Source organism: Kribbella speibonae (assembly GCF_004331375.1).
Classification (GTDB): Bacteria; Actinomycetota; Actinomycetes; order Propionibacteriales; family Kribbellaceae; genus Kribbella; species Kribbella sindirgiensis.
In genome coordinates this window covers 178,756-202,586 of record NZ_SJKC01000003.1, presented here as the reverse complement: position 1 = coordinate 202,586, position 23,831 = coordinate 178,756, and the positions used below count along the sequence as shown (strand labels likewise).

The 23,831-nt window shown below is 68.9% G+C and carries 20 protein-coding genes; 12 read left to right on the top strand and 8 right to left on the bottom strand.

Features of this window, described 5'->3' with window-relative positions; all coding sequences use genetic code 11:
- Window positions 1-45 precede the first annotated feature (45 nt).
- The 6 genes from E0H92_RS22250 to E0H92_RS22225 all read left to right on the top strand — a co-directional run bounded on the left by E0H92_RS22250 (window position 46) and on the right by E0H92_RS22225 (window position 6,467).
- Window positions 46-1,176 (top strand): GNAT family N-acetyltransferase, encoded by a 1,131-nt coding sequence (locus E0H92_RS22250; RefSeq protein ID WP_131460356.1) that lies wholly within the window; start codon window positions 46-48, stop codon window positions 1,174-1,176.
- A gap of 109 nt (window positions 1,177-1,285) precedes the next feature.
- The gene (locus tag E0H92_RS22245) at window positions 1,286-1,948 is read left to right on the top strand and encodes a GNAT family N-acetyltransferase (RefSeq protein WP_131285961.1); all 663 of its coding nucleotides are present in this window, start codon (window positions 1,286-1,288) and stop codon (window positions 1,946-1,948) included.
- 90 nt (window positions 1,949-2,038) lie between these two features.
- Entirely contained in the window at window positions 2,039-2,845 is an 807-nt protein-coding gene (locus E0H92_RS22240) for a CAP domain-containing protein (RefSeq protein WP_131497610.1), read from the top strand.
- A gap of 316 nt (window positions 2,846-3,161) precedes the next feature.
- Window positions 3,162-4,022, top strand: coding sequence for a CAP domain-containing protein (locus tag E0H92_RS22235; protein ID WP_238173545.1), 861 nt, complete (start codon window positions 3,162-3,164; stop codon window positions 4,020-4,022).
- Window positions 4,023-4,249: 227 nt separating this feature from the next.
- Window positions 4,250-6,109 (top strand): hypothetical protein, encoded by a 1,860-nt coding sequence (locus tag E0H92_RS45145; protein ID WP_165549909.1) that lies wholly within the window; start codon window positions 4,250-4,252, stop codon window positions 6,107-6,109.
- Window positions 6,110-6,212: 103 nt separating this feature from the next.
- A complete protein-coding gene (locus tag E0H92_RS22225; RefSeq protein WP_131285964.1) occupies window positions 6,213-6,467 on the top strand; it encodes a hypothetical protein in 255 nt (84 codons plus the stop codon).
- Here E0H92_RS22225 and E0H92_RS22220 read toward each other — a convergent pair.
- Window positions 6,446-7,396 (bottom strand): GlxA family transcriptional regulator, encoded by a 951-nt coding sequence (locus E0H92_RS22220; RefSeq protein ID WP_131460360.1) that lies wholly within the window; start codon window positions 7,394-7,396, stop codon window positions 6,446-6,448. The two genes, E0H92_RS22225 and E0H92_RS22220, sit on opposite strands and share 22 nt — an antisense overlap.
- Before the next feature lie 82 nt (window positions 7,397-7,478).
- Here E0H92_RS22220 and E0H92_RS22215 point away from each other — a divergent pair, with 82 nt between their 5' ends.
- On the top strand, window positions 7,479-8,240 hold the full coding sequence (locus E0H92_RS22215; RefSeq protein ID WP_131460361.1) for an MBL fold metallo-hydrolase: 762 nt from the start codon (window positions 7,479-7,481) through the stop codon (window positions 8,238-8,240).
- A 114-nt stretch (window positions 8,241-8,354) separates the two neighbouring features.
- On the top strand, window positions 8,355-8,825 hold the full coding sequence (locus tag E0H92_RS22210) for a lamin tail domain-containing protein (protein WP_131460362.1): 471 nt from the start codon (window positions 8,355-8,357) through the stop codon (window positions 8,823-8,825).
- Here E0H92_RS22210 and E0H92_RS22205 read toward each other — a convergent pair.
- Entirely contained in the window at window positions 8,822-9,682 is an 861-nt protein-coding gene (locus E0H92_RS22205; protein WP_238173544.1) for an MOSC domain-containing protein, read from the bottom strand. The genes E0H92_RS22210 and E0H92_RS22205 overlap by 4 nt on opposite strands.
- 56 nt (window positions 9,683-9,738) lie before the next feature.
- Between E0H92_RS22205 and E0H92_RS22200 the strand changes: the two genes are divergently transcribed.
- Complete coding sequence (locus E0H92_RS22200; protein ID WP_165549907.1) at window positions 9,739-10,272, top strand: helix-turn-helix domain-containing protein; 534 nt, start codon at window positions 9,739-9,741, stop codon at window positions 10,270-10,272.
- Here E0H92_RS22200 and E0H92_RS22195 read toward each other — a convergent pair.
- Together E0H92_RS22195 and E0H92_RS22190 are read right to left on the bottom strand one after the other, a co-directional pair.
- Window positions 10,235-11,041, bottom strand: coding sequence for a spermidine synthase (locus E0H92_RS22195; RefSeq protein ID WP_131460365.1), 807 nt, complete (start codon window positions 11,039-11,041; stop codon window positions 10,235-10,237). The genes E0H92_RS22200 and E0H92_RS22195 overlap by 38 nt on opposite strands.
- Window positions 11,042-11,057: 16 nt before the next feature.
- Window positions 11,058-12,185: a glycerophosphodiester phosphodiesterase gene (locus E0H92_RS22190; RefSeq protein WP_131497607.1), complete on the bottom strand. Its 1,128-nt coding sequence runs from the start codon at window positions 12,183-12,185 to the stop codon at window positions 11,058-11,060.
- A gap of 193 nt (window positions 12,186-12,378) precedes the next feature.
- Between E0H92_RS22190 and E0H92_RS22185 the strand changes: the two genes are divergently transcribed.
- Window positions 12,379-13,371: a malate dehydrogenase gene (locus E0H92_RS22185; RefSeq protein WP_131460367.1), complete on the top strand. Its 993-nt coding sequence runs from the start codon at window positions 12,379-12,381 to the stop codon at window positions 13,369-13,371.
- Window positions 13,372-13,431: 60 nt separating this feature from the next.
- Here the strand turns inward: E0H92_RS22185 and E0H92_RS22180 are convergent, their stop codons facing one another.
- The 3 genes from E0H92_RS22180 to E0H92_RS22170 form a co-directional block, all read right to left on the bottom strand.
- Complete coding sequence (locus E0H92_RS22180) at window positions 13,432-16,650, bottom strand: S8 family serine peptidase (protein ID WP_238173543.1); 3,219 nt, start codon at window positions 16,648-16,650, stop codon at window positions 13,432-13,434.
- A 70-nt stretch (window positions 16,651-16,720) separates the two neighbouring features.
- The gene (locus tag E0H92_RS22175) at window positions 16,721-19,999 is read right to left on the bottom strand and encodes a S8 family peptidase (RefSeq protein WP_165549905.1); all 3,279 of its coding nucleotides are present in this window, start codon (window positions 19,997-19,999) and stop codon (window positions 16,721-16,723) included.
- 168 nt (window positions 20,000-20,167) lie between these two features.
- A complete protein-coding gene (locus E0H92_RS22170; RefSeq protein ID WP_131497606.1) occupies window positions 20,168-20,878 on the bottom strand; it encodes a transporter substrate-binding domain-containing protein in 711 nt (236 codons plus the stop codon).
- A 101-nt stretch (window positions 20,879-20,979) separates the two neighbouring features.
- On the opposite strand from E0H92_RS22170, the gene E0H92_RS22165 reads away from it, so the two are divergent.
- Both E0H92_RS22165 and E0H92_RS22160 read left to right on the top strand, forming a co-directional pair.
- Window positions 20,980-22,227, top strand: coding sequence for a glycoside hydrolase family 18 protein (locus tag E0H92_RS22165; RefSeq protein ID WP_238173542.1), 1,248 nt, complete (start codon window positions 20,980-20,982; stop codon window positions 22,225-22,227).
- The gene (locus E0H92_RS22160; RefSeq protein ID WP_131460371.1) at window positions 22,228-22,869 is read left to right on the top strand and encodes a phosphotransferase; all 642 of its coding nucleotides are present in this window, start codon (window positions 22,228-22,230) and stop codon (window positions 22,867-22,869) included. It begins immediately after the preceding gene.
- Here the strand turns inward: E0H92_RS22160 and E0H92_RS22155 are convergent.
- Entirely contained in the window at window positions 22,857-23,801 is a 945-nt protein-coding gene (locus E0H92_RS22155; protein WP_131460372.1) for a helix-turn-helix domain-containing protein, read from the bottom strand. The genes E0H92_RS22160 and E0H92_RS22155 overlap by 13 nt on opposite strands.
- Between the last annotated feature and the right edge of the window lie 30 nt (window positions 23,802-23,831).

Sequence of the window (23,831 nt, the reverse complement as noted above, 5' to 3'; positions counted from 1 at the left end):
ATGGAAATGTGTTGCCCGGCCAGTGGCAGCGCGTCACCCTGAAGCATGCGATTCCCCGAGGACGTCCCGGTGCTGACCGACGGCGTGGTGACCCTGCGTGCGCACACAGCGGCCGACGTGGACCCGGCGTACCGGATGTGCCAGGACCCGGTGATGCAGGAATGGACCACGATCCCGGTCCCGTACCTGCACGAGCACGCGGTGAACTTCCTCACCGAGGTGGTCCCGGCCGGATGGCGCGAGAACACCGCCTGGGCCTGGGCGATCGAGTACGACGGGAACTACGTCGGCACCATCGACCTGCGCGACGGCCAGGGCGGTGTCGGCGAGGTCGGGTTCGCGGTATCGGCCGAGGTCCGCGGCCACGGGGTGATGACGCGGGCACTGAAGCTGGTGGTGCGGTACGCGTTCGACGACCTCGACTGGACGCGCGTGATCTGGCGTGCATACGTCGGCAACTACGCCAGCCGCCGGGTCGCGTGGAAGACCGGATTCCACGGCCTGGTGACGATTCCGGGCGGCGGCCTGTCGCGCGGCGTCCGGAAGGACGAGTGGGTCGCGACGATCGCACGCGACGACGAACTCGAGCCGAAGGGCAACTGGTGGACGGTTCCCGTGCTCGACGGCGGCGCGATCCGGCTGCGGCCGTTGCGCGCGTCGGACGCGCAACGGGTGATGGAGGCATGCGGCGACGAGCGGACCCAGCAGTGGTTGACGGGCATGCCGTCGCCGTACGGACTCGACGACGCCAAGGGATTCATCGCAGGCCGGTCGGACCAGGCGGCGAGCGGTGACGCGGTCGCCTGGGCGATCGCCGATGCGGTCACCGACGAACTGCTCGGCAACGTCAGCATCTTCGGTCTGAACAACCGGATCGACAACACGATCGGCGAGATCGGGTACTGGATGCACCCGGACGCGCGCGGCCGCAAGGTGATGTCGAGTGCGGTCGAGCTGGTGATCGGGCACGCGTTCCGGCCGGTCGAGGACGGCGGTCTGAGCCGGCGCCGGCTGGTGCTGCGGTGCGCCGACGTGAACACCGCGTCCGCGCACGTTGCCGAGGCCAACGGCTTCACGCGGGTCGCCGACGAGCGTCTCGCCGACCCCCGCCGTGACGGTACCTATAACAACCTCCGCACGTACGACCTGCTCGCCACGGAGCACCCGGCCAGCTGACGGCTCAGGGTCAGTGGTGACCGGCTGCAGGCAGCGGTTTACGGCGAGTTGGTGTCAAACGACACCGGTTCCCCTCGCCGTCGGGCTGCCGGGCTGCTTGAATCGACGGGTGAGAGATCGTGAGGAACTCGTCCGCCGTTGGCAGGCCGGGTGGTCCGTCTCGCGGGGCTGGACCACGGTTGAGGACGACAACGACGGCATTCTGATCGTCCGGGCAGGTGAGGAGAGCCGGCCGACGGAGTACGTCGTACTGGATGCCGATGACAAACCGGAACGGGTGGAACGCGCCGCCCAGCTGGCCCTCGCCGACGGCGGCGGGCGCGGCTCGGGCTGGATCACGCTGGCCACCGACGACAAGGAAGCCAGGATCGAGCAACTGGAGGAACTCGGCCTCGAGGTCCAGCAGGACCAGGACTGGCTGATGACGATCCAGCTCTCGGAGCAGCCGGCCCTGAAGCTGCACGAGCGATATACGTTGCACACCGAACTCGAGGACGACCTGATCATCACCCGCGCCACGATGCACGGCGGAGTGGTGTCGAGCGGCCGGATGGCGGTCGTCGGCGAGGACGCGGTCGCGGACCGGATCGAGACCGACCCGGCGCACCGCCGGCGCGGACTCGGCAGCGCCGTGATGGCGTCGCTGGTCGAGGCCGCCGCGGCGAAGGGTGCCAAACGCGGCATCCTGATCGCGTCGATCGACGGCCTGCGGCTGTACCGGAGTCTGGGCTGGAAGGTGATCGCCGATATCGTCATCGCCCGCTCACGCTGACTCATTCAAACGACTGCCATAGTCAAAGGTTTGTGAAGTGCTGCCCGCTGCGCGGGTGGGCAATCGTTCGCCTGGGCAAGGCTGCAGATCATGACGAACCACAGACGGTCCCCCGGCAACGGTGTGGCCGGTCCCCTCATCGCGTCACTGTCGGCTCTCGTGTTGCTGGCCGGCATCGGGTGGTTCGTACTGCGCCAGACGGACAGCAGCAAGGTGACGAGCCAGTCGGAACCGATCTCGTCGATGGAGACCGCGAGCGACGACGCGTCGTCGGCCACACCGGTCCGTCCGCCCACCCCGTCGTACACACCTCGCCGTACTCCTTCGACGACGCCCTCGACCGTGACTCCGAAGCCGACGCGGACCACGTCGGCGCCGAGCCGGAGCAGCTCGCGGACTCCCAAGCCCACCACCTCGACGACCTCGCCGAAGCCGACCCGCTCCGCGACCCCGACGCCGACACCTACGCCGACCAGGACGACGAAGACCTCGAAGCCCACCAGCGGACCGGCCGAGGCACAGGTCCTCGACCTGACCAACCAGGAACGTGCGAAGGCCGGCTGCGGACCGTTGCGGACCAACAAGTCGCTCACCCAGGCCGCCGAGGCGCACGCCGCCGACATGGTGGTCAGGCACTACTTCGCGCACGACAGCCTGGACGGCCGCAGCCCGTTCGACCGGATGAAGGCGGCCGGCTTCCGCGGCGGCGCGATGGCCGAGAACATCGCGGTCGGCTACACGACCGCGGCTGCGGTCGTGAAGGGCTGGATGAACAGCGCGGGACACCGCGCGAACATCCTCAACTGCAGCTACACGATGATCGGCATCGGGTACGACAGCGGCCAGGTGAAACCCGACTGGGGCAACGGCAGCTGGGTGCAGGATTTCGGCGGCTGACCGGGTTACCCCGGCGTTCAGTCAATCGTTTTCTTCAGGATTCGTTAAGAGGGCAGTCGGCTCCGTAACGATGACCTTGCACGTCGGTTAAGGTCGCTGTTCGGTGAGACCAGGGGGGACCTGGCTGGACCACGGGGAACGACGCGCAACTCGGTACGACGAAAAACGAAGAGGATTCGCCCATCCCATGACGGATTCGCCTACCCCCCGGCGGCACCGCGGCAGTAGACGTGCTCCCCGGCGGAGCCGTGGCCTGGTCGGCCCTACCGTCAGCGCGCTCTCGGTCCTGGTCGCGATCGGACCTGTGGTCTGGTTGATGTCTCGCGACGGCGACCAGGTCAACGACGCCACCAACGTCCAGTACGTCAACGAGGACACCCGCGTCGACGGTGGGTCCGCAGTCGAAGGTACGACGGCCGGTACTCCGCTGATCACCATCACGAAGACGTTGCCGAACGGGCGTACGACGACAGCCGTCCTCGGCACGCCGGCATTCGGCGCGAGCACGTCCTCGTCCGCGACCCCGGCGAGCCCGGGTGCGTCGAGCGACACACCCAGCACCGTGCTGACCACGCCGACGGCACCGACGGTCGGCACGACCACTGTGACCGTGCCACCGACCGCGCCGGGCACTACACGGACCCAGGCCGGCAAGCCGAAGCCGACGAGGACCGCGAGTACGACGCCGACGCGGACGCCGACCAAGACGCCGACGAAGACGCGGTCCACCGACCCGACGCCGAGCGACACCACGCAGCCGCCGACCGGTGGCGGCGGGACGAACACGCAGGAGCGGCAGGTCCTCGAGTACACCAACCAGATCCGTGAACAGCAGGGCTGCGGCCCGCTCCGGCTGGACAGCGCACTCGTCGAGGCCGCCGGCAAGCATGCGTCGGACATGGTCCGCCGGCACTACATGGACCACACCAACCCCGACGGACAAGACCCTGGCGACCGGATGGCGGCCGCCGGGTACCGCGGGTCGAGCTGGGGCGAAAACATCGCGGCCGGCTACGACAGCGCCCAGAAGGTGGTCGCCGCCTGGATGCAGAGCGACGGGCACCGCAAGAACATCCTGAACTGCCGGTTCACCACGATCGGCGTCGGGTACGACCCGGGCCAGGTCAAGTCGGACTGGGGACCGGGCAGCTGGGTCCAGGACTTCGGCAGAAGCTGAGACCGGGTAGCCATCGTGGTTGTCATCGTGTCCAGAACACCGAGAGTGGCCAGAACGTTGTTCCACGGCCACAACGTCCGGCCGATTCACGGCTGGTCACGACGGGTAGATCCGTCCTTGTCATGTTGCCGGGCGGTCCTGGGGGGATCCGGTGAGGCGGCGTGTGAGGCGCCTCGATCTGGCGAGGCACGTCTTGGGGGCGCGACTTTGAAGGGAACAACGAAATAATGTCCGAGTCCGGCAACGGCCGGTACAAACCACGCAGGAAAGCGACCCGAGCGGCCTCCCGTTCGTCGCGGTCCGGCAACCGGCCCACTCCGCCCGCGGAAACCACCCCGCCCGCAGCACCCGAACCGCCGCGCTACGCGCCGCGGACCAGCGACGAGTCCCCGTTCTGGGCCAGCGCGCCGAAGGGCGCCACGTCCAGCGAGTCCCCGTTCTGGGCCGGCGGCAACCAGTCACGCCCTGCCACGCCGCAGTACGCCCCGCGCGGCGCGCTGCCCAGCTACACCGCTCCCGACACCGAGGCCGGCCTGCCTACCCGACCGGCCGAAGACCCGGCCGCGGGCCTCGCGAACCGGCGCCCTGCCGGTGGTACGCCGTCGTGGGTCGACCAGTCGATCGCCGGCACCGACCCCGAACCCCCCAGCAAAGCCCGTCGCGCAGCCCGCAAGGAAACCCCTGCTCCGGCCGCGGCTCCGCTGGGCGAAACCGCCGGCACCTGGTCCTCCCGCCGAGCCGCCGACGACTGGGCCTCCCTAGGCGCCGCGACGGACAGCAAAGCAGCTAGCGCAAGCACAACCCGCGCAGCCGCAGACGACCTCTCCACAGCTGCCACCCGCCGCCCGACCACCCCAACCACAGGCACCGGCGCAGCCGCCTCCCCATTCGACCCACCCGAGTCCCGCGCGAGCACATCCCCCGCAGCCGAGAACGGCTTCGGCGCAAGCACGTCGCGCGCAGGAGAGAGCACGTTCGGCGCGGATCGCGCGAGCACCTCTCGCGCTGGGGAGGGCACGTCCGGCGCGAGCACGTTCGGCGTCAGCGAGAGCGCGTCCGGCGCGGGCGCGTCTCGCGGTGGGGAGAGTGCGTTTGACGCGGATCGTGCGGATGCTGGTGTTGCGGCGTACGCGGGTGCTGGGGCTGCGGTCGGTGGTTCCGACTCGGCTGTGCATGTTGTTGCGGCTGGTGGGCGCGGAGCTTCTGGCTCGGGTCGGCCTGGTGGTAGTGGGCCGGGACGACGTACGGCGGCTCGGTCGGCGGCGGCCGGGCGTTCGGCGCGTGGTCGGCGCACGGTGATCGCGATCGCGTCTGTCCTCCTGGTGATCACACCGATCTCCTGGATCCTGCTGCACCAGCCGCAGAACGACGAAGCGGACGCATCCATCCCGATCGTCACCCGCACCGACGACACCTACATCACCCCGAGCGCCAAGCCGGCGGTCGCAACCCCCTCGGCCAAGGTCACCGTCCCGCCAACGGCGACCCCCACGGTCACGCCCACCAGCACCCCGTCGGAAACCCCCTCGGCAACCCCGACGGACACCCCGACGGACAGCCCGACCGACACCCCCACCACCAAGTCCTCCACGAACACCCCCAGCACCGCCCCAACCTCGGCCCCGACGACGCAGCCCACCACCGCCCCAACCTCCCCGGGCCGCACAGTCCCCACCCCAACGGCCACCAAGACCACGACGACTCCGCCCCCACCGGTCGACGGCGGCATGGACGCCAACGAGCAGCAGTTGTTCGACCTGATCGACAACGCGCGGGTGGACAACGGCTGCGCGCGCTTGAAAGAGGACCCGAGCCTCACCAACAACGCCGAGGCAACCGCGGGTAGCCGGGCCAAGACCGGCAGCGGCATGGACGACACCACCGGATCCCAGGTGGGTGCCGGCGCCGACAAGATGACCGCGCAGCAGGCGTACGACCGATTGATGTCGGGAAGCCGCAGCACCGTCCTGAACTGCAACCTGACAACGCTGGGCGTCGGTTTCGGCACCGCGAAGCGGTGCACCCTGCAGATCCTCGCGTGCCTGTCCTACACCGACCGCAACGCCTGGGTGGCCAACTTCTCCTAACCGCCGAGTCGTGGATTTGGGTGGTGTTTTGGCGCCGGAAGCCACGACTCGGCGGGATGGGTGCGACCATGGGGGTGGGTGACCTGGTCCGCGGGAGGTTGGGATGCTTGAGCGGGATGATGTGGATCGGGTGGGGCCGGCGCATTTCGGGATCCATCCGGACGCGCTGTCCGCGGAGCGGCCGGATCCGCGGCCCGAGGAGGCCAAGCGGATGGGGTTGAGCCGCCATACCGAGGAAGGCGCCGTGCTCTACTTCGCGTCCTCGCTCGACCGGGGCAAGCCGGCACACCGGATGATGGCCTGGATCCTGCTCGTCACGTTCGCCGCGCCGGTGATCTACATCCTGCTCGTGCTGTAGAACTCCTGCCGGTGCCGCTGCGGTGTCGTCCCCAGCAACCCGTGGAAGTGGTGCCGGAGCGCGTCGCTGCTCCCGAACCCGCTCTCCGTGGCGACCCGCTCGACCGACAGGTCCGTTGTCTCCAGCAACAACCGCGCCCGGTCCAGCCGCTGGCGCAACAGCCACGCCTGTCCGGAGCTCCCGGTCCGCGCCCGGAACTGCCGGGTGAACGTACGGCGTGACATCGCGACCGCCCCGGCCCATTCGTCGAGCGACACCGGCTGGTCGAGTCGTGCCCGCGCCCACACCATCGCCTTCTCGATCACGTCGTCGGCGGGGTCCGGCGGCACCGGCACCGGGATGTACTGCGCCTGCGACCCGCTCCGATGCGGCGCCACCACGATGTCCCGGGCAACCTGCTCCGCGATCTCGACCCCGTGGTGGGTGCGTACCAGGTGCAGACAGCAGTCCAGCGAGGCCGCCGTACCGGCCGAGGTGACGAGGTCGCCCTGATCCGACCACAGCACATCGGCGCGCACTTTCAAGTGCGGATAGCGCGACCGCAGCTCGTCGGCGAACCGCCAGTGCGTCACCACCTCACGCCCCTCGGCGAGCCCGCTCTCCGCCACGAGGAACGCCCCGACGCACAACCCGACCACGGTGGCGCCCCGCGTGTGCGCGCGCCGGATCGTGTCCAGCAGTACGTCGGACGCCACCAGCCCGGGCTCCCAGCTCGGCAGCACCACGACATCGGCCCGCTCCATCGCCTCGAGCCCGTGATCCACCGTGATCCCGAATCCGGCGCTGGTGGGGAACGAGCCCGGTTCCTCCGCACAGACGAGTACGTCGTACCGGCTGGGCAGCCCGCGGCGTTCGCCGAGTACCAGGCACGGCACGGACAGGTGGAACGGGCTCATCCCGGGATACGCGAGGACCGCGACAGTACGCATGAACACAGTATGGCCCGATCTTCGGGAACTGTGTCTCGCGGGCCAATGGTGAGACGGGTCGCCAGGCCGGAAGATCGTCGTCATGAAGATCACGCACATCGGCGGCCCGACCGCCGTCCTGGACCTCGGCGGCCTCACGTTCCTGATCGACCCGGCGTTCGACGAGCCCCGCGACTACCAGCTCCCGGGCCGGGTGATGACCAAGCTGACCGGCCCGGCGATCCCGGCCGCGGAGCTCGGCCCGATCGACGTCGCCCTGGTCTCGCACGATGAGCACAAGGACAACCTGGACGACACCGGCCGGGCACTCCTCCCGTCCATCCCGACCGTCCTGTCCACCCCCGGCGCGGCCGACCGCATCGCCGGCGTTCGCGGGCTGGAGAACTGGGAGTCGATCGACGTGCCCCGGCCGGACGGCGGCGTGATCACGGTGACCGGCGTACCGGCATTGCACGGCCCGGAAGGCGCCGAGGCGGTGCTCGGCGTCGTCACCGGATTCGTCCTCCAGGGCGAAGGACTACCGACCGTCTACGTCTCCGGCGACAACGCGTCACTCGGCCTGGTGAAGGAGATCGCCGACCGGTTCGCGCCGATCGATGTGGCGGTCCTGTTCGCGGGTGCGGCGCGGACCGGCCTGCTCGACGGCGCCAACCTGACGCTCACGTCGACGGACGCGGTCGAGGCCGCGCGGATCCTCGACGGGGCGGCGATCGTCCCGGTCCACACCGAGGGCTGGGCCCACTTCAGTGAGGGCCCGGAGCAGTTCGTCGCTGCGTTCCGTGACGCCGGCCTGGAGGACCGCGTCACACTGCTCGAGCACGGGGTCGCGACAAGCCTTGGTTGAGGGCTTGACGAGCACGGAGCGTGACGGATAGCGTCTGGGACCGCCGGGGGGAACCGGCAGTTCGCATTCATCGGGCCGGGGGGACATCGGCCCACTGCCAAGGGGGACATTCCTGTGTTCGCACGACGCTTCCGCACGCTCTTTTCCGCCGCGACGGCCGCGGTGGTGCTGGCCGGTACGGCGGCCCTCGCACCACTGCCGGCCGACGCGGCGATCACCGTCGTCCTGAGCGGCATCCAGTACGACCCGCCCGGGACCGACACCCGCACCAACGCCCAACTGAACAACGAGTTCTTCACGGTCCGGAACATCAGTTCGCGCCCGATCAACCTGTCCGGGTTCCGGGTGCTGGACGCGGCGAACCACCTGTTCGTGTTCCCGCGCGGCTACGTACTCCCGGGCCGCTCGACGGTGATCGTCCGGACCGGCAAGAACCGGAACCGCGCACTCACCCTGTACTGGAACCAGAGCTGGTACATCTGGAACAACACCGGCGACACCGCCCGCTTCCAGACCCCGGCCGGCAAGACCTTCGACACCTGCACCTACAAGGCCGTCACCGGCCGTTACCGCGTCGGCTGCTAGGTCCTGGTTGCGGGGGCGGGGTCGGCGCCGTCGGCGATCCATTCGTGGACGGTGATCTCGTCACCGACGGTGATGTTGCCGGGGGCAAGTACTGCGCCCTTGACGCCGAAGCTCACGCCGCCGCCGTAGGCGGGTTCACGGCGGTACGTCGCCAAAGTCCGGGTCGGTTCCGGCCCGGACTTGGCGCCGGTCGCCTGGTCGACGGTCGGCACCGCGCAGCGGATCCCGCGCGCGGAGTATCCGATCTGCACCGCACCGGCGGTCATCCGGAGCACCTTGTCCTCGGTGTGCGGCTCGTCCCATCCGGAGATGACGAGGTTGGGCCGGAAGCGGTTCATCGGGATCGCGTCGGCGCCGCGCTCGAGGATGCGTGCGTTCAGCCCGTCGAGTGACGCCTGCGACGTGATCATCAACGCGTGCGCGTCGCCGAATCCGGTCAAACCGCGATGCGCGCCCCACCCCGGTCGCTCGTGCTCGGGCGTCACGCGGACCAGGGCCGCCGGCGCCCCGAGGCGCGCGGTGAACCACCCGTCCGCGGCCGGGTCCTGCACCACGCCCTGCCCGAACCATTTCTCGAACAGGCTGACGTCACGCCGCTTCCCGTCGTACCTGATCTCGACCTCGAGGTCCGGGGCGCCTGGCGCGGACAACTGGAGCGCGTCACCCGCCAACTCCGCGCGCAGCGTGGCCATGGCGGGCAGCTTGCGCTGGCTGAGGAACGTCCCGTCCGGCTGGACCAGCATGAACAGCCGGTCGTTCACCAACCCGGTCGGTCCGACCTCGGCGGTCTCGACGGGGATCCCGGCGAGGCCTTTCACCGGGTAGTAGGCCAGGGCGGCAACCTTCGCGACAGACACAGGCCAAGGGTAACCGGCCTTGCCCTGTTGAAACATGTTGAGTTATGTTTGATCACGTGCAGGATGTCGAAACCTTCGCCGCCGCGTTGCAACGGGTACGTCGGCACGCGGGCCTGAGCTACCGCCAACTCGCGGACCGTGCGCACTACTCGCATCCCCACCTGATCCGCGCGACCAGCGGCAAGCACCTGCCGGCCTGGGAGGTCGCCGCCGCCTACCTGACCGGCTGCGGAGTACCGGCAGATCTGATGCCGCTCTGGCACCGGCGGTGGGAGGAAGCGAGCCGCGATCCGCGCGACATCGTCAGCCTGCTGGAGAGCGCTACCGGCCTGGAGGACCTCGGCGCCGCCCTAGCAGCGCTAGCCCGCCCCCGCTCGCTACGCACGCTCGAGCAGGAGACGGGGATCCCCCGGGCAACAATCCAGGCCTGGTTCCGCGGCGCCCGCCGCCCCAGCCCGGACCGCCTCGACCAGCTCGTCCGCACAATCGGCGCAACCCCCGAAGAACGCGCCGCCGTCGCCAACGCAGTCCACCGACTGAGCGCCGAGCAGGTCAGCTCCGGAAGACCGAGGCCGGCGCGCGCGGCGTGAGGTAGCCCTCCGCATCGGTCAGCGGCGCCGCCTTGCCCGCAAGCTCCTGCAGCGGCATCACGTCGTACGGCGGTTGCGCTCGCCGTCCCGCGTCCACCAGATCGGGCACCGGCTGCCGCGACGCGACCATGATGACGTTCCCGAATCCCTTGCCCCGCAGGATCTTCCGCTCGGCGAGCACAACTCCCGCCCCGATCGAGTCCGCAACGGTCGCCGCCGTACGCCGGATGAACGGCAGCCCGGCCTTCCCGTCGATCAGGTTCGCGATCAGCACCCCGGTCGGCCGCAGTACCCGCGCGCACTCCGCGAAGAACTCGGCCGTCACCAGGTTCGCCGGGACCGCCTCGTGCTCGAACGCGTCCAGGATCACCAGATCCATCGAGTCGTCGTACAACTCGGTGATACCGGCCCGGCCGCTGACCGGGCGGACCTTGATCCCGGACCGTTTCGGCAACGGCAGCGCCTCGCGGACGAACTCGGTCAGGTCCTCGTCCGGTTCGAGCACGATCTGCCGCGACCGCGGCCGCGTGACGGCGACGTACCGCGGCAAGCTCAGCGCGGCGCCGCCGACGTGCACCACCGCGATCGGCTGACGCCGGGGCGCGACCGCGTCCACGACGTCGCCGATCCGGCGCATGTACTCGAAGGACAGGTGGCCCGGGTCCGCCAGATCCACCTGTGACTGCGGCGATCCGTCGACCCGCAGCACGAAGGTCCCGTCGGCTTGCGCCTCGACGGCGGCGAGCCCGGAGGCAGTCCTACGTTCCACCTGCCCATCTTGTCAGCTACTTGGCTTCGCGTTCTTCCGCGACCGCGATGTCGGTGTTGTCGGTGAACAGCCCGTCGATCCCGGCCTTGCGGTACGCCGCGATCTCGCCGAACAGGTTGCCCGAGTCCGACGCCACCGCGGAGCTGTCGAAGTCGGCCGGGAGGAAGCTGTTCTCGACCCGGAACGTGTACGGGTGCACGACCAGCCCGGCCTTGTGCGCGTCCGCGACCAGCGCGGTCGGCTTACCGAGCTTGCCCGCCGCGTCGAGCGGGATGACCTGGTCCTTCGACGGTCCGACGCCGTCGGCGTACGTCGCGACCTCGCGCAGCCCCTTGGCGCTGACGATATCGGCGTACGTGCGCTTGTCACCGGAGACCACGAAGTCGTACGGCGCACCGCTCGAGCTGGTCAGCTGCACCAGCGGGACGCGGAGCTCCTTGTGCAGCGCCTTCAGGTTCGAGACCTCGAAGGACTGGACGAACACCTTCGCTCCGGGGCGGTTCAGGCCGTTGCGGTTCAGCGTCCGCACCAGCGCCGGCTCGAGTGCGAGACCCTGCTGCTGGAAGTATGTCGGGTGCTTGGTCTCCGGGTAGATCCCGATCGGCCGGCCGAGCTCCTTCGACAGCCGCTTGCTGAGGTCGATCACCTCTTGGAAGGTCGGGATCTGGTAGTGCCCGTTGAACACGGTGTTGTGCTGCCGGACCGCCGGGATCCGCTCGACCGCGCGCAGCGTCTTCAGCTCGGCCAGCGTGAAGTCCTCGGTGAACCAGCCGGTCACCGCGACGCCGTCGAGCTGCTTGGTCTTCTTCCGGTCCTTGAACTCGGGGTGGTTCGCGACGTCCGTCGTACCGCCGATCTCCGGCTCGTGCCGGGCCACCAGCACCCGGTCCTTGGTGGTGACCAGGTCCGGCTCGATGAAGTCGGCGCCCATCCGGGCGGCCAGTTCGTACGACGCCAGCGTGTGCTCGGGGCGGTACCCGGAGGCGCCGCGGTGCCCGACGATGACGAAGTCGTCGTGCTTCTCCGCCTGGACCGCGCTGCCGGTGGCGGGGGCCGACTCCGGCAGGGCCTGCGGTACGACGACGGCCGCGGCCACCGCGAGGGCCGAGGCGGCGACCGGCAGCAGCCGGCTGGACAGCTTCATCCGATTCTCCTAACAAGTCAGGGGACTGGGAGTCACCTTCGGGCACCGCACCGGCCCCGCGACGTACGCCGGATGACCGGACGGTGAACGATCCATCGAGGTGTGAGGTATTAGCTACTGCCCCAGCGTTGGGCTGAGACAGACGGCTTGCTAGCGTCCGAAGCACACAAATCTGATCAGCGAGGAGCGCGTCGTGAGCACTACGCCGGTGAAGGTGGCCGTTACCGGGGCCGCAGGGAATATCGGGTACAGCCTGCTGTTCCGGATCGCGAGCGGGGCGCTGCTCGGGCCGGACACCCCGGTGGAGCTGCGGCTGCTGGAGATCACCCCGGCGCTGAAGGCGCTCGAGGGCGTCGTGATGGAGCTCGACGACAGCGCGTTCCCGACGCTCGCCGGGATCGAGATCGGCGACGACCCGAACGTCGTCTTCGACGGGGTCAACGTCGCGCTGCTGGTGGGCGCGCGACCGCGGACCAAGGGCATGGAGCGCGGCGACCTCCTGGAGGCGAACGGCGCGATCTTCACCGTCCAGGGCAAGGCGCTGAACGACCACGCCGCCGACGACATCCGGATCACCGTCACCGGCAACCCGGCGAACACCAACGCGCTGATCGCGAAGAGCAACGCCCCCGACATCCCGGCCGAGCGCTTCTCGGCGCTGACCCGGCTCGACCACAACCGGGCGCTGGCGCAGCTGGCGAAGAAGACCGGGACGCACGTCACGGACCTGAAGAAGCTGACGATCTGGGGCAACCACTCCGCGACGCAGTACCCGGACATCTTCCACGCCGAGGTGGCCGGCAAGAACGCGGCCGAGGTCGTCAACGACCAGGCCTGGGTGGAGAACGACTTCCTGCCGACCGTTCAGAAGCGCGGCGCGGCGATCATCGAGGCCCGCGGCGCGTCGTCCGCAGCGTCCGCGGCCGCCGCCACCATCGACCACACCCGCGACTGGCTGAAGGGCTCCGCCGAGGGCGACTGGCTGTCCATGGCGGTCGTCTCCGACGGCTCGTACGACGTCCCCGAGGGCCTGATCTCGTCGTTCCCGGTCACCACCAAGGACGGCAACTGGGAAATCGTCCAGGGCCTGGAAATCAACGACTTCTCCCGCGGCAAGATCGACGCCTCCACCGCCGAACTCGCCGAAGAACGCGCCGCCGTCAAGGACCTCGGCCTGATCGGCTGACAGGCACCCAGCAGAACGCCCCCGGGAACCCAAGCGTTTCCCGGGGGCGTTCTGTCGTTCTCACCGCAGGTTGAACGCGGCGATCACGGTTTGTGTTGTGGTGTTTCCGGTGGTGTCCGTGGTGGTGGCTCGTAGGGAGATGGTTTTGCCGGGTGGGGTTGGGAAGATTGCTTTGGTGCCGGTGAGTGGGGCCGGGCGCCAGGTTGCGCCGGCGTCGTCGGAGTACTCGACCTTTACCTTTGCTACCGCGCCGCCTTTGACCTCGTATGGCAGGACGGTGACCGGTTTGCGTTCCATTGTGTTGTTGCCGTCGAGTTCCGGGCGGAATGCGACGGTGCGGATCGGGACCGCTGTCTGGTCCGCCGACGACGTGAAGGTCGCCTCCAGGTCCACCCGGGTCGAGAACGGCCAGACGGCCTGCGTACCGGTCGTGACCAGCTTGTACGTCGCCTTACCGGCCGGCTGATCCGTGACGCCGATGTTGCCGAACCTGTCCGTGGACCCGATCTCGACGCCATCTCGGTAAAGCGAAGTCTTCCCTGTCTGGGAAATGAAGCCGGTGTGCCCGTCAGCATCGGTGAGACCGTACAGTGAGACATTCAGCGCACCCGCCGACCGCGTCGCGGCGTACACCGACGGCACGAACACCGCCGCGTTCCACCGCTCCTGGTAGTACCGGCCGGCCTTGTACAGCACCGGCCTGCCCTCCAGGCTCCACTTCGGGAGCGGGAAGTCCGCGCCGTCCGTGTCCTCCTCGGTCCGTCCGGCCCACCCGTACTGCGTCGCGTCGAGGTAGTACCGGATCGTCCGCGGCACATCGACGCGGATGACCCGGGCCCAGCCGCCGCCACCGTCCGGCATCACCGGGTGCAGCATCTTGAACACCCGGGGATCCGCGGTCTTGCTGACCGTACTGTCCACGGTCGCGAGGTCGGCCTGCTTCACCTGCCGGTCGAATCCGGTGGGGAACTCGCCCGGGAAGTAGTTCGCGATCCCGTACAGGTACGGCGTGTTCGTGAACAGCCCGTCCGCGCCCGGCACACCCCACTGGGACGTGACGTGCCCGGTCAGCTCGGCCGCGGACAGCTTCGGCCCGGTGCTGTACGTGTACATCGTCCCGGACAGGAATCCGCCCGCGGAGTAGATGTACGTGCCGTCCTTGATCTTCCGGTCGAAGCCGATGTCCGAGTTGGCCTGCTTCGCGTCCGCCTTCGGCACCGACGTGGTGACCGGCTTCGCCTTCCGCGCGTCGAGGACCACCGTCTGGTCCGAGGTGAGCTTCACGCTGGGCGCGGTCAGGATGAAGAAGATCCAGTCCTCCGGCCCGCGCTCGAACTCCTGGAACTGGTCGACCGTGTATTCGCCCTGCGGCAGCCTGAGTGTCACCGTCCCGGTCTCGTCCGGCGAGTACAGGTCGTGCATGTCGTTGTCGATGCCGGTCAGCGACATCGGGTAGTCCGGGTCCGGTGCACCGTCGGGCCGGATCAGCTTGACGGTCAGGTTGTACGTCGGACCTTCCTTGTCCACACCCACCGGTACGACGACCGTCTGGCCGCCTCCGGTGGCGGTGATACGACCGCTGAACAGCCCGTCCGCGCCACCGAGTGCCGTGTCCGACGTCGCCTGCACGGACGCCGTACCGCCGGCCGGGACGGTCACCGAGTCGGCGCTCAGCTTCAGCGCGCCGGCCGGAGCCGCCGTACCGTCAGGTCCGTTCAGCACCGAGGTCAGCGACAGCGTGACCGCCGCCTCGCCAAGGTTGCGGAAGGTTACGTCGCGCGTCACCGGCTGGTCGTCGGAGTGCGGGTACGACGCCTTCCCGAACGACACGCTGCCGGACTCGGTGACCACGGTCTGCTTGATCGCCGTGGTGAGGTCGATCCGGCCGGCGCCTTGCTGGAACGACGTCTGGCCGGCCGCGACCTTCGCCGAACCCATCAACGCCGCCTTCACCTCGGCCGGCGTCCAGGACGGGTGCTCCTGCAGCAGAATCGCGGCAGCGCCGGCGGTGTGCGGCGTCGCCATCGACGTACCGGACAGTCGCAGGTATTTGTCGCCGACCGGTTCGCCGATCGACGAGTCCTTCGACTTCGCCGCCACGATGTCAGTGCCCGGCGCGGTGACGTCGGGCTTCAGCGCGCTGTCCCCGAGCCGCGGCCCGCGGCTCGAGGTCGGGTTGAGCTGGTCCTGCTTGGTCACGTTGCCGACCGTCAGCGCCGCGTCCGCGCTGCCGGGCGAGCTGATCGTCCCGTCCCCCGGACCTTCGTTGCCGGCGGCAATCACAAAGAGTGTGCCGGACTGCGCGGTCAGCCGGTTCACGGCCTCCTCGACCGGGTCGAGCTCCGGCGTGTCCTGGCCGCCGATGCTGAGGTTGACGATCTTCGCCTTGACCTCGTTCGCGGCCCATTCCATGCCGGCCAGGATCGCGGACTCCTCGCAGCCGTAGACCTCACAGATCTTGCCGTCGTAGATGCGCGCGTCCGGTGCCACGCCCTTGTAGCGCCCGTCCGACGCGGCGCCGGTGCCGGCGATCGTCGACGCGACATGCGTACCGTGGCCGACCACGTCGTCCGCTGACTCCGTGGTGAAGTTCTTCTCCCCCGCGATCTGCGTCGCGAGATCCGGATGGGTCGCGTCGACACCCGAGTCGAGCACCGCGACCGACACACCCTTGCCGGTGTACCCGGCCTGCCACGCCGTCGGTCCACCGATCTGCGGGACCGACTGGTCCAGCAGCAACTTCCGCTTGCCGTCCAGCCACAGCTTGCTGAACCCGGCCGACGACATGAACGCCTTGGCGTTGCTCTTGCTGACCTTCATCGCCGCGCCGCTGATCGACGGCAACTGCCGCGTGACCCGCGTTCCGGACGGTACGGCGCGCTTCGCGGTCCCGGCGTACGTCGTCAGCACCGGGATGGTGCTCGTCGACGCGTCGTCGTACCCGTCCTTCACCAGCTGGGCGACGTCGAACAGCCGGCGATCGATCCGGCCGTCCCCCACCGCCTTGTAGACGTCGGCCGGGATCACGTAGGCGTGGTCCCGGATCCGGTAGGTGTTGAAGCCGACGTGCTCCCGGCCGGCGGCGGGCTCGACGGTCGCCTTGGTCACGTCGCCGCCGGCCAGCCGCACCCGGTCGCCGGTGATCAGCGTGACACTGACGTCCTTGCCACCAGCCGCCTGAGTGGACGGCGCCGCAGCGGCTGGTGTCAGCATGCCAACGGCAAGGCCCGCGACCGCCAGGACGGCGATCGCGGGCGTTCCTCTGCGCGTAGATCTCACTGCCTCACCCCAAAAGTCGGTTGTCTGCGCAACGTCAAGAACGTGACAACCGACCTTCGGGGTTGCGCGGTCAGCCCAATCTGTAGGAACTGATTACGGTCAGGTCCGTTACGTTGCCCGAACCGTCGACCAGATGCGACCGCAGCGAGACGGACTGTCCGGCCGGCGTCGCGAAGATCGCCTTGTACCGGCCGTGACCGATCGGCGCGACAGCGGCGTTCTTCCATGTCTTGCCGTCGTCGCCGGACACCTGGACCGTCAGCTTGCGGATCACCGGCAGTTGCTGCCCGGCTTGCGGGTCCACGACGACGGGCAGGACCGTGACCGGCCTGCGCTCGGCCACGTTGTGGACGTCCACCGTGGGCTGGTAGCGGATGCCCAGCAGCGGCAGCCTGGTCTCCGCCGACGTGGCCGCCGAACTGAACGTCCACCGCAGATCGGTCCGGGTGGCGAACGGGCTCTTCGACTGTGTCTGCGTCGACTCCAGCGTGTACGTCGTCTTCGCCGCGGGCAACTCGGACGCCTCGACGTACCCGAAGTACGGCGACTCGGCGACGACCTTCCCGTCCTGGATCAGCTTGCTGGACTCGGAGTCGGTGACGATGAAACCACCGTTCCCGTCCGCGTCACCCAGACCGTAGGCCGACAGGAACAGGTAGTTCCCTTCGCGGACCGCCGCGTCCGGCGCGATCGAGAACGCCGCCGCGTTGAACCGCTCGCGGTACGACTTGCCGGCCCGGTACTCCTTCGACGGCGACATGAGCCGGCTGATCGTCTGCGGGAACGGGTCCTCCGGGTCGGTGCTCGGGATGATCTCGTCGATCTCGGTCCGCCAGGTGGCCGGCTTGGCGTCGACGTACGCCGTCAGGGTCAGCGGGGCCTTGCCGTACGTCAGCCCGACCGCCCAACCGCCACTCATCCCCGGCGCGTTGCCGAACACGATCCGCTCGTGCTCCCGGTCGCTCGTGGAGTTGACGGTCTGCTGGAGCGTGGCCTGCTCCTTCGCCTTGACGTTGCGCACGAACCCGGTCGGGAACACGCCCGGGAACGTGTTGACCTGACCGACGACGTACGGCGAATTGCTGAACGAGCCGTCGGCGGCCGGCTTCGCCCACTGCGACGAGACATGGCCGGTGAACTGCTCCTGCGGCAACACCGACGATCCCACCTGAGCGGAGTAGATCGCCCCGAATCCGAACGACAGGTTGGCGGAGCTCAGTGCGTACCGGCCGTCCGCGGACGCCCGGTCGAATCCGACGTCAGCGAGCGCGGCCTCCGCGCCTGGCTGCGGCACGGTCACCTTCACCGGCTTCGTCGTCCGCGCGTCGAACACCACCGTGGTGTCCTCGGTGAGCTTGATCGACGGCTGCACGAGCCCGTAGCTGGCGAAGCTGCCGTCCGGCTGCTCGACGAACTGGCTGCTCTGCACCAGGTACTCGCCCTTCAGCAGGCGCGTCGTCAGCGAGTCGGTGCCGTCGCCGAGGAACTGGAACAGGCTCCGGTCCATCGCGAACAGCACGCCGTCGAACTGGGCCGGCTTTCCGTCCGCACCGATCGCCTTCAGGGTGAGGTTGTAGCTCTCTTTCTCCTTGTTCACACCGATCGCCGACGTGACGCCGACGTCGCCCGCGCTCGCGGTGAGGCGGCCGGAGTACGTGCCGTCCGGGCCGTCGTGCTTGGTGTTCGATGTCGCCTGGACGGTGGCGGTGCCGCCCGCCGGGACGGTGACCGTGGTCGCACTCAGCTTGAGCGCGTCCGCCGGGGCAGCGCTGCCGTCCGGTCCGGTCAACGTCGCGGCCAGGTTGAGCGTCACCGCCTGGTCACCGAGGTTGCGGTACGTCACGGTCTTGGTGACCGGTACGTCGTCGTCGTGCGGCCAGACCGCCGTACCGAACGAGACGTTGCCGGGCTCGGCGATCACGGTCTGTTTGATGCCCTTGGCAACATCCACGCGGCCGGCGCCCTGCTCGAACGCGGTCTGGTCCGCGGCCGGCTTGGCCGAACCCATCAGCGCGCCCTTGAGCTCGGCGGCCTTCCAATTCGGGTGTTCCTGCGCGAGGATCGCGACCGATCCGACGACGTGCGGCGTCGCCATCGACGTACCGTCGAGGCGCAGGTAGTCCTCGCCGACCGGTTCGCCGATGATCGAGTCCTTCGCCTTCGCGGCGACGATCGAGACACCGGGTGCGCTGATGTCCGGCTTCACGGCGCCGTCGCCGACCCGCGGGCCGCGGCTGGAGAAGTCGGCCAGCTGGTTCTGCTTGTCGACCGCGCCGACGGTGAGCGCGGCGTCCGCGCTGCCCGGCGAGCCGATGGTCTGCTCACCCGGGCCCTCGTTGCCGGCGGCAATCACGAACAGGGTGCCGGTCTGCGCGGTCAGCCGGTTCACGGCCTCCTCGAGCGGATCGATCCCCGGGGTGTCGGTGCCGCCGAGGCTCAGGTTCACGACCTTGGCCTTGACTTCGGTCGCGGCCCATTCCATCCCGGCCAGGATCGCGGAGTCGGGGCAGCTGCCGAAGTCGTCACAGACCTTGCCGTCGTACAGGCGGGCGTCCGGCGCCACGCCCTTGTACTTGCCGCTCGACGCGGCCGCGGTACCGGCGATCGTCGAGGCGACGTGCGTACCGTGACCGAAGTGGTCGCCGTCGGGCGAGTCCGTGAAGTTCTTGGCGCCGGCCACCTGGGTGGCGAGGTCGGGATGCGCCTTGTCGATGCCGGTGTCGAGGACCGCGACCGGGATCCCCTTGCCGGTGTAGCCCGCCTGCCAGGCGGTCGGCGCGCCGATCTGCGGGACCGACTGGTCCAGCGTGACCTTGCGCTTGCCGTCGAGCCAGATCTTGTCGATCCCGGCCCCGTCCAGGACCTTGGAGTCCTTCGTGACCTTCAGCGCGGCGCCGTTGATGACGGGCAGCTGACGCGAGACGGTCGCTCCCGGGATCGCCGCGCGCTTCTGCGCCTTGCCGGTGTACGTGACGATCAGCGGCAGCGTCTCGTCGTACCCGTCCTTGATCAGCGCCGTCACGTCGAACAGGCGGCTGTCGAGCTTGCCGCCGGCCAGGCGCGCACTGACGTCGGACGGTACGACGTACAGGTGGTCCTTCAGCCGGTACGAGCTGAACGCGACGCCGGTCCGGCCGTTACCGGGCCGGATCGTGGCGCGCGCCGGGTCGCCACCGCGCAGGGTGACCCGGTCGCCGGTGATCAGCGTGACGCTCTGGTCTTTCCCCTGCGCGGGGGCTGGTTGGGCCTGGGGGCCGGCTAGTGCCTGGCCCGGGGCAGCGAGCCCGAAGGCAGCGATCAAGGCGACGGCGGCAACGCCGATGCGCCTCGATCGTGGTGTGGATACCACGATGAGTCCCTCCCGATCGGTTGTCCTCACAGCGGGCCGCAGGAGACCGCTCACAGAGCGGAGCCATGCGACCACTCACCGATAGATGTCCGGACCCTATCGAATGGTTGCCAGAACCACCTGCCACGGCAGGTTGTTGCCTCGTCACTGCCCGTAAGGGCATCCCTCTCAGGCAGGCGGGGCGACCGCGGCGTCCGCCTGCCCGGAGGCGGCCAGTGACGCGGCGACGAAACCTGAGGCCTTCAGCTCCTCGATCAGATCATGCAGGTAGGCGACCGTCTCCGGCTGCTTCGCCTTCGCAGTCCCAACAGCCTGCTGGATCTGCATGAACCGCTCATCAATCAACCGCAACTCCGGATGCTCCCCGACGTACCGAGTGATCGGCTGCCGAATCCCAGCCGCCACCTCAAGCCCCTCATCCCGGAACACGTCAACCCCCTCCACCCCACGAACAACCGTTGCCTGCTGCAACGTCCTGCTCAGATAAAGGTCGTACGCCGACCCCTCCTTCACCCCGACCCGCACGCCCGGAGCATCAACCTCGGCAACCGACGTCAGCCCCGACTCCCGCGGTACGGCGAACACCCCCTCGATCACGACGTACGGCGCCGTGAACGCCACCTCGGCCGCCCGCGCCGGATCGATCGCCAGAAAACACAGATCCGCCCGGCCGGTCGTCATCGCCTCGAACGACTTCCGCGCCGCATCGAAGCACACCAAGTCCAACGACACCCCGAGCCTTCGCGCCAACTCCCGCGCGATATCGACTGTCACCCCGCCCGGCGCCTCCGCCGTCCCCTGCGCCAACACCGGATTCCCGAGATTGATCGAGGCCCGCAGCACCCCGGACGGCGCAAGATCACCGGCAACAGTCGTCATACCGGCATTCTAAGTTTTTGCAGAGTCATTGCGTAAGTCGGGGTGGGGTCCTACTGTGTGCGCAGGAACCGTCCGATGGGGGTGTTATGAGGCGTCGGAGTGTGAGGCTGCTGATGGCGGCTGCGCTGGTCGTGCCAACGACTGCCGCGGTACCTGCCGAAGCGCACGGCAGCACCAAGCGAGTGGTGGGGTACTACACCAACTGGAGTGGGTACGGCCGGAATTTTCTGGTCAGCGATCTGGTGAAGAACGGGTCCGCGGCCCGGCTGACCCAGATCAACTACGCGTTCGGCTTCGTCGACGCCCAGGGGAACTGCCTGAGCAGCGACCCGTGGGCCGACTACCAGCGACCGTTCACCGCCGAGCAGAGCGTCAACGGCAAGGCCGACGAGCCCGGCCAGGTGCTGAACGGCAATCTCAATCAGCTCAAGCAACTGAAACAGAAGTACCCGAAGCTCCGGATCAGCATCTCGCTCGGCGGCTGGACCGGCTCGGCGCACTTCTCCGACGCGGCGCTCACGCCCGCCTCCCGGGCCGCGCACGTGAAGTCGTGCCTGGACCTGTGGCTGAAGGGCAACCTGCCGGGCCTGCCGGCCGGTGCCGCGAAGGGCATCTTCACCGGCATCGACCTGGACTGGGAATGGCCGGCCAGCGAAGGCAACCCGGGGAACGTGATCCGGCCCGAGGACAAGCAGAACTTCACCGCGCTGGTGCACGAGTACCGCAAGCAACTCGACCGGCTGCCGGGCAGACACGACCTGACCGCGTTCCTGCCCGCGAACCCGGCGATGATCGACCGCGGCTTCGAGGTCCGTCAGCTGTTCAAGGACCTGACCTTCGCCACCACGCAGGGCTACGACTACCACGGCCCGTGGGAGACGCTCACCAACCAGCAGTCCGCGATCGACGGACCGGCAGGCGACCCGACGACACCGGAGTTCAGCTCACAGGTGACGATCGACGCCTACCTGGCCCGTGGCGCGCCGCGGAGCAAACTGGTGATGGGCGTGCCGTTCTACTCACACGGCTGGACCGGGGTGACTGACGTGAACCACGGTCTCTTCCAGCCGTCGACCGGTCCGGCGCCGTCGACGTTCGACGCCGGCACCGAGGACTACCGCTACCTGAAGGCCCAGCTGGCGAACTACACGGTCTACCGCGACAACCGCGCCGGTTTCGCGTGGCTGTTCGACGGTACGACGTTCTGGACCTGGGACGACCCGGTCGAGATGAAACGGAAAGCGCAGTACATCTCGCACCGCGACCTCGGCGGCGCGATGATCTGGTCACTCGACGGCGACACCGGAAATGGGGAGCTGATCTCGGCGTTGCACCGTAACCTTCGCTGAGTGGATCTGAATCTGCTCCAGGACCGGTTCGGCGCCGACAGCGCCGAACCGGTCCACCTGGGTTGCTCCGGGGCGACAGTCGTCAGACTCGACCGCGGCCCGGAACGCCTGTACTACAAAGCGGGTGACGGCGTAGACGCCGAAGCGGAACGCCTGGCATGGCTTTCCGGCACCGGATTTCCGTGCCCGCGCATCGTTGACCGCGGCAACAACTGGCTGCTGACCGCGGAGCTGCCCGGCCGCGACGCCTCGCAACCGTGGCCGGCACGTGACCGTCCCGCCGTACTCGCGGCCATCGCGGACGGGCTCCGTGCACTGGACGAGTTGAGCGGCTGCCCGTTCTCCTCGCCGTTCCCCGGGTCCGGGACCGCTGTGACCCACGGGGACTACGCGGCGCCGAACGTCTTCATCGACCCGGCCACCCTGCGCTTCACCGGCGTCCTCGACCTGAGCCGGCTCGGCACCGGCGACCGATACGTCGACCTCTCGCTGATGTTCAAGAGCCTGCGCGGCACCCTCAACCCGCAGTACGGCGGCCCGCCCGCGGCGCGACGCTTCGTCGAGCTGTACGGCGGTGACCCGGACGACCCGCGCATCGAGCACTACATCACGCTCGACGACACCGGCGACTACCTACCCTGATACGCGCGGCGGTAGCCGCTCGGGGTGGTGTGGAGGGCGGCGCGGAATCTTCTGCGCAGATTGGTTGCCGATGAGAGGCCGACCCGGGTCGCGATGGCGTCGACGGAAAGGTCTGTTTCCTCCAGCAGAACACGTGTTCTGGCGATCCGCTGGCCCAGCAACCACTGTCCCGGCGCCATCCCCAACTGCTCCTCGAACCGTCGCGCCAAGGTCCGCGCCGACACGTTCACCCTGCCGGCGAGGTCGTCGACGGTGATCGGCTCACCCAGGTGCGCGACGGCCCAATCCAGGACAGCACCCAACGACTCGCTACCTCGGTTGATCAGTTCCGGGCCCTCGGAGCGGTACTGGATCTGACCGCCTTCACGATGCGGCGGCATCACCATCCGGCGCGCAACCCACGACGCGTAGGACGCCCCGTGATCGCGGCGCACCAGATGCAGACACAGATCGATCCCGGTCCCGGACCCGCCACTCGTCGCAACATCCCCGTGGTCGACGTACAGCACGTCCGGATCCACTGGTACCGCGGGGAATCGGCGCTGCAGTTCGTCGGCGTACCGCCAATGCGTCGCGACCCGGCGCCCGTCGAGCAGGCCGGTCGCGGCCAATAGGTATGCACCCGAGCAGATGCTGACGAGCCGCGCGCCGCGCCGATGGGCCCGCGTGAGTGCCCGGAGGACCTGCTGGGACGGCTCGCGATTGATCGGCAGCCACCCCGGCACGACGATCGTGCCCGCGCTGTCGAGCGCGCGCAGACCGGACGTCACCACCATGTCGAATCCGTCGGTGGTGCGGAGGTTTCCGGGCTGTTCGGCACAGACGCTGAAGCGGTACGGCGGATCGCGGAAGACCGCCGCCGCGCATCCGAGCTCGAAGCTCGCCTGCGGCGCGGTCACCAGAGCGACGACGCGATGCCTGTCTTTGGGCATGGCAGAAAAGTACCTGATCAAGACTTTCCT

What these genes read in the sequence shown, in the direction of transcription:
- E0H92_RS22220 (WP_131460360.1), bottom strand. Translation starts at nt 7,396, where the DNA reads ATGCGTACTGTCGCGGTCCTCGCGTATCCCGGGATGAGCCCGTTCCAC.
- E0H92_RS22235 (WP_238173545.1), top strand. Translation starts at nt 3,162, where the DNA reads ATGTCTCGCGACGGCGACCAGGTCAACGACGCCACCAACGTCCAGTAC.
- E0H92_RS22250 (WP_131460356.1), top strand. Translation starts at nt 46, where the DNA reads ATGCGATTCCCCGAGGACGTCCCGGTGCTGACCGACGGCGTGGTGACC.
- E0H92_RS45145 (WP_165549909.1), top strand. Translation starts at nt 4,250, where the DNA reads ATGTCCGAGTCCGGCAACGGCCGGTACAAACCACGCAGGAAAGCGACC.
- E0H92_RS22155 (WP_131460372.1), bottom strand. Translation starts at nt 23,801, where the DNA reads ATGCCCAAAGACAGGCATCGCGTCGTCGCTCTGGTGACCGCGCCGCAG.
- E0H92_RS22215 (WP_131460361.1), top strand. Translation starts at nt 7,479, where the DNA reads ATGAAGATCACGCACATCGGCGGCCCGACCGCCGTCCTGGACCTCGGC.
- E0H92_RS22225 (WP_131285964.1), top strand. Translation starts at nt 6,213, where the DNA reads ATGCTTGAGCGGGATGATGTGGATCGGGTGGGGCCGGCGCATTTCGGG.
- E0H92_RS22170 (WP_131497606.1), bottom strand. Translation starts at nt 20,878, where the DNA reads ATGACGACTGTTGCCGGTGATCTTGCGCCGTCCGGGGTGCTGCGGGCC.
- E0H92_RS22190 (WP_131497607.1), bottom strand. Translation starts at nt 12,185, where the DNA reads ATGAAGCTGTCCAGCCGGCTGCTGCCGGTCGCCGCCTCGGCCCTCGCG.
- E0H92_RS22240 (WP_131497610.1), top strand. Translation starts at nt 2,039, where the DNA reads ATGACGAACCACAGACGGTCCCCCGGCAACGGTGTGGCCGGTCCCCTC.